Here is a 5,591-nt window from a genome sequence, read left to right as displayed (position 1 = left end):
AGCGGCGTCGGAAGCCCCGGCGGCGGCACCGGAGGCCCCTGCGGCTGCGGGGGCGGCGGGCTCTTCGAACTTGGCGCCGGCCGCGTTGGCCATGTAGGCCACGCCGCGCGCGATCTCGGTGTCGTTGAAATCGCCGCCGCCTTGCGGGGCCATCGCGCCCTTGCCGGCGAGGGCGGAATGCACCAGCGCCTCGAACCCGGTCTTGATGCGCGGGCCCCAGGCCGCGGCGTCACCCAGCTTGGGGGCGCCTGCCGCGCCTGTGGCATGGCAGGCGGCGCATTGGCCCTTGAAGACTTCCTCGCCGGGGCGCAGGGGGCGGTTGGCATCGCGCACTTCCACCATGCCCACCTTCTGGATGCGTTCCGCCAGCGCCCGTTCGGGGTTCGCGGCGCCATCGGCCGGCTTGGTGCCCGAGGTCACGTACATCACGAGCCCGATGATGGCGAAGATCGGGACCACAAACGAAAAGAAGACCGTCAACAGCAGTTGCTTGGGATTCTTGATGGGGCCGGTGTGCGCTTCTTCGTGGGGGGTGTCGCTCATGACGTCCTCTATGTATCGGGGGCTTGATGAAACCAGCCGCTGATTATAGGAAGGCTCCCCGGGGCCGGCCGTTAGGGAAAACGGCCGGCTTTTCCTGGCGTTTGCGCTGCATCAAGAACCGGCGGCAGGCATTGGGGTGGCGGCTGTGCGGATCGCCCTTGCGGGCGGGGGCACCACGCCGGCGCATCGCAGCGGCCCTGAAAACAAAAACGCCCTGCAAGGACGGTTTTCCTTGCAGGGCGCGGGGCCCGGTCTGGCGGATAAAGCCGCACCCCCGTGCGTGCCCGAAGCCGTTTTGCGGGGGGCGCGGGATCAGGAGCCCGAGGCGCGCTCGTCCTGCGGCGTCCAGCCGCCGCCCAGCACCTTGTACAGGGTGATCTGGTTTTGCAGCTGGATGAGCCGCGTCTGCACCACGAGTTGCTCGGAGGTGAACAGCGAGCGCTGGGCATCCAGCAGATCGAGGTAGCTGGACACGCCGTTGCGGTAGCGCAGATCCGACAGCTGCAGGCGCTTGGCGTCCGCGTCCGCCTGGGCGCGCTGCGCCGCCAGCTGCTCCCCGAGGGTGGCCTGGCCTGCGAGGGCGTCGGACACTTCGCGGAACGCGGTCTGGATCGACTTCTCGTACTGCGCCACCGAGATGGAGCGTGCGGCCCGCGCCGATTCGAGCGTGGCCTGGTTGCGCCCGGCATCGAAGATCGGCAGCGCCGCCTGCGGCGCCAGCGAGAAGGCCCAGGAACCGCTCTTGAACAGGCCCGACAGTTCGTTGCTCACCGTGCCCACGCTCGCGGTCAGCGAGATGCGCGGGAAGAACGCCGCGCGCGCGCGCCGATGTTCGCGTTGGCGGCAATCAGCTGCTGCTCGGCCTGGCGGATGTCGGGGCGCCGCGTGAGCAGGTCGGACGGCAGGCCCGCCGGCAGCGCCGGCATGGCGGGGGCGTCGGCCAGGCGCGACACCGTGGTGCCCAGGCTGTCGCGGATGTCCTGCGGCAGGGGCTGGCCCAGCAGCAGGGCCAGGGCGTTCTCGTCCTGCATGCGCTGGCGCCGCTGCTGCGCATAGGTGGCGCGGGCGGCCTGCGCCAGGCCTTCCGCCTGGCTGTTGTCCAGCTCGGAACTCACGCCGTTTTCCAGGCGCAGGCGCGTCAGCTTGACCGACTCTTCGCGCGTGCCCAGCGTGCGGCGCGAAATGTCGAGCAGTTCCTCGTCGGCCAGCAGGTTGAACCAGGCGGTGGCGACGGACGACACCAGGCTCAGCTGGGTGGACCGGCGGGCCTCCTCGGTGGCGAAATACTGCGCCAGGGCCTGCTCCTTCAAGGCGGCGATGCGCCCGAAGAAGTCGATTTCCCAGGCCGAAACCGCCAGGCCGACCTGGTAGCTGTTGGCATACGAACGCGTGGTCGTGTCGGGCTGGCGCGTCGCGTTGACGGCGGCGTTCACCGTGGGGAACTGGCCGGCGCGCTGGATCTGGAACTGCGCGCGGGCCTGCTCGATGTTGAGCGCGGCCACGCGCAGGTCGCGGTTGTTTTCCAGCGCGATGGCGATCAGCGTCTGCAGGCGTGCATCGGCGAAGTATTCCTTCCAGTCGATGTCCGCGGCGGCCTTGGCCGTTTCGGCGCCGCCGGCGGCCGCGGCGTTGGGGAACGCCTGCGGCACCGGAGCGGCGGGCCGCTCGTAGGTCGGTATGAAGCTGCAGCCTGCCAGCACGGCAGCGGCAGCCACCACGCTCAGCAGGGGGCGTGCGATGCGCGCACTAGCGCGCAGGGACGATGGATGGGGCATGGGGGTCTCCAGCGGATCGGTCGTCATTCAAGGTTTTCCGTGGCATGGCGGTGCTGGACCTGCTTGGCGTCGTGCTCCTGCTGGCGCTTGCTGCCCTTGAAGAAGGTGCGCACCAGCACGAAGAACACGGGCACGAAGACCACGGCCAGCACGGTGCCGGTGATCATCCCGCCGATCACGCCGGTACCGATGGCACGCTGGCTGGCCGAGCTGGCGCCCGAGGCGATGAACAGCGGCACCACGCCCAGCGTGAATGCCAGCGAGGTCATGATGATCGGCCGGAAACGCAGGTGGGCGGCTTCGAGGGCGGCCTCCAGTGCGCTCTTGCCCTCTGCCTGCAGGTCCTTGGCGAACTCCACGATCAGGATCGCGTTCTTCGCCGACAGGCCGATGATGGTCACCAGGCCGATCTGGAAGTACACGTCGTTCGACAGCCCGCGCATCAGCGTGGCCAGCAGCACGCCGAGCACGCCCAGCGGCACCACCAGCAGCACCGACACGGGAATCGTCCAGCTTTCATACAGCGCGGCCAGGCACAGGAACACCGCCAGCAGCGAGAAGGCGTAGAGGATCATGGCCTGGGAGCCGGCGAGCTTTTCCTCGCGGGACTGGCCCGTCCACTCGAAGCCGAAGCCGGGCGGCAGCTGGCCGGCCAGGCGCTCCATCTCGTTCATCGCATCGCCGGTGGTGAAGCCGGGGCCGGCATCGCCAGCGATCTTGATGGACGGGTAGCCGTTGTAACGCACCGTCTGCATCGCGCCCGTGATCCAGCGCGTGGTGGCGAAGGTCGACAGCGGCACCGTCTGGCCCTGGCTGTTCACGACCGGCAGGTCCAGCACCGATTCCGGGCGCATCCGCGCGGCGGCGTCGGCTTGCACCACCACGCGCTGCAGGCGGCCCTTGTTCGGGAAGTCGTTGATGTAGCTCGAACCCAGCGCGGTCGAGAGCGCCGCGCTGATGCTGTCGAAGCCGATGCCCAGGGCGTTGGCCTTGTCGCGGTCGATGTCGATCTGCATCTGCGGCGCATCTTCCATGCCGTCGGGGCGCACGCCCGCGAGGACTTTGCTCTGCCCGGCCATGCCGAGCAGCTGGTTGCGTGCCCCCAGCAGCGCTTCGTGCCCCTGGCCCGCGCGGTCCTGCAGCCGGAAGTTGAAGCCGGTGCCCGTTCCCAATTCGGGAATGGGCGGCGGGCTCAGCGCGAAGATGAAGGCATCGCGGATGCTGGAGAGGGCGCCGAAGGCGCGGCCGGCCACGGCCGAGGCCGCGTGTTCGGCGCCGGAGCGCTCGCTCCAGTCCTTCAGGATCACGAAGGCCAGGCCCGCGTTCTGGCCCTGGCCGGAGAACGAGAAGCCCGCCACGGTCACGATGTTCTCGACCTCGGGCTGCTTGAGCATGTAGCCTTCGACCTGCTTGAGCACCTCGCTGGTCCGCGACTGTGCGGCGCCGGGCGGCAGCTGCACGTTGGTGATGATGTAGCCCTGGTCTTCGTTGGGCAGGAACGAGGTCGGCAGGCGCATGAACACCACCGCCACCGCGCCGATCAGCGCGAGGTACACGATCATCATGCGGCCGCCGCGGCGCAGCATCTTGCTCAGGCCGCTTTCATAGCCGTGCGTGGCGTTCTTGAACGAACGGTTGAACCAGCCGAAGAAGCCTTTCTTCTCGGCATGGTGCTCGGGATCGATCGGCTTGAGCAGCGTGGCGCACAGGGCCGGCGTGAGCGACAGAGCGAGGAACGCCGAGAAGGCGATCGACGTGGCCATCGTGGCCGCGAACTGGCGGTAGATGTTGCCGGTGGAGCCGGCGAAGAACGCCAGCGGCACGAACACCGAGATCAGCACCACGGTCACGCCGATCACGGCGCCCGAGATCTGACCCATGGCCTTGCGGGTGGCCTGCAGCGGCGGCAGGCCTTCCTCGGCCATGATCCGTTCGACGTTCTCCACCACCACGATGGCATCGTCCACCACGATCCCGATCACCAGCACCATGCCGAACATGGTCAGCACGTTGATCGAAAAGCCCATGGCCATCAGCACGCCGAAGGTGCCCAGCAGCGCCACCGGCACCACGATGGTCGGGATGATGGTGTAGCGGAAGTTCTGCAGGAACAGGAACATCACGATGAACACCAGCACCACGGCTTCGATCAGCGTGTGCACCACCTTCTCGATCGAGACGGACACGAACTTGGAGGTGTCGTACGGCACCACGTAGTTCACGCCCTGCGGGAAGAACTTCTTGAGCTCTTCCAGCTTGGCCTTCACCGCCTTGGCCGTGGCCAGGGCATTCGCAGACGGCGTGGGCTGCACGCCCAGGCCCACGGCGTCCTTGCCGTTCAGGCGCGCGCTGGTGTTGTAGCTCTGCGAGCCCAGCTCGATGCGGGCCACGTCCCTGAGGCGGACGGCCGAGCCGTCCGTGTTGGCGCGCAGCACGATGCGGCCGAACTCTTCGGCCGACGACAACTGGCCCTGCACCACGATGGTGGCCGCCACGGGCTGGCCCGTCTCGGCCGGCAGATCGCCCAGGTTACCGGCGGACACCTGTGCGTTCTGCGCGCGGATGGCGGCGTTGACCTGGTCGAGCGACAGGTTGAAGCCCTTGAGCTTGGCCGGGTCCACCCAGATCCGCATGGCACGTTCCGAGCCGAACTGCGTGAGCGTGCCCACGCCAGCCACGCGCTGCAGTTCGGGAACCACGTTGCGCGCCGCATAGTCGTTCAGCGCCTCGATGCTCACGTCGGGGCTTTCCGTCGTGAGCATGGCGAACATCAGGAAGTTGGAGCGCGACTGCTCCACGCGCACGCCCTGCTGGGTCACGGCGCTCGGCAGCCGCGGCGTGGCGCGAGAGAGCCGGTTCTGCACGTCCACCTGCGCGAGGTCGGCATTGGTGCCGGGCTCGAAGCTCAGCACGATGCTGCCGGTGCCGTTGGCCTGGCTGGTCGTCTCGACGTAGGCCAGGCCGCTCGCACCGTTCATCTCGCGCTCGATGACGGCCAGCACGCTGTCCTCCAGCGTCTGGGCGTTGGCGCCAGGGTAGGCCACCGACACCTGGATGGTCGGCGGCGCGACGGCGGGGTACTGCGCGATCGGCAGCCGCGTGATGGAGATGGCCCCCATCACGATGATGAAAATGGTGATCACCCACGCGAAGATGGGGCGCTCGATGAAGAACTTGGCCATGTGCCGCGCTCCTTCTTATGGCTTGGCCGGGGCGGCAGCGGAAGCGGCGGACGCGGCGGGAGCCGCCGCAGAGGCGGGCGCACCGGGCGCC

2 protein-coding genes and 1 pseudogene are annotated in these 5,591 nt (G+C 68.4%); all 3 read right to left on the bottom strand.

The features are described from left to right. A partial coding sequence (locus AC27KI_RS17800; protein WP_487115033.1) for a c-type cytochrome occupies positions 1 to 543 on the bottom strand: 543 nt, incomplete at its 3' end. Positions 544 to 855: 312 nt separating this feature from the next. After that, positions 856 to 2,318, bottom strand: a pseudogene (locus AC27KI_RS17795) (efflux transporter outer membrane subunit). Between the two features lie 23 nt (positions 2,319 to 2,341). Continuing rightward, a complete protein-coding gene (locus AC27KI_RS17790; protein ID WP_284430988.1) occupies positions 2,342 to 5,500 on the bottom strand; it encodes an efflux RND transporter permease subunit in 3,159 nt (1,052 codons plus the stop codon). Positions 5,501 to 5,591 lie beyond the last annotated feature (91 nt).

The sequence above is a fragment of the Acidovorax sp. KPB24-03 genome (assembly GCF_057546605.1).
This window is presented reverse-complemented; position numbering and strand designations above follow the sequence as displayed.

Bases quoted from the DNA above. Each gene is read 5' to 3' on its own strand.
- AC27KI_RS17790 (WP_284430988.1), bottom strand. From the start codon at position 5,500: ATGGCCAAGTTCTTCATCGAGCGCCCCATCTTCGCGTGGGTGATCACC.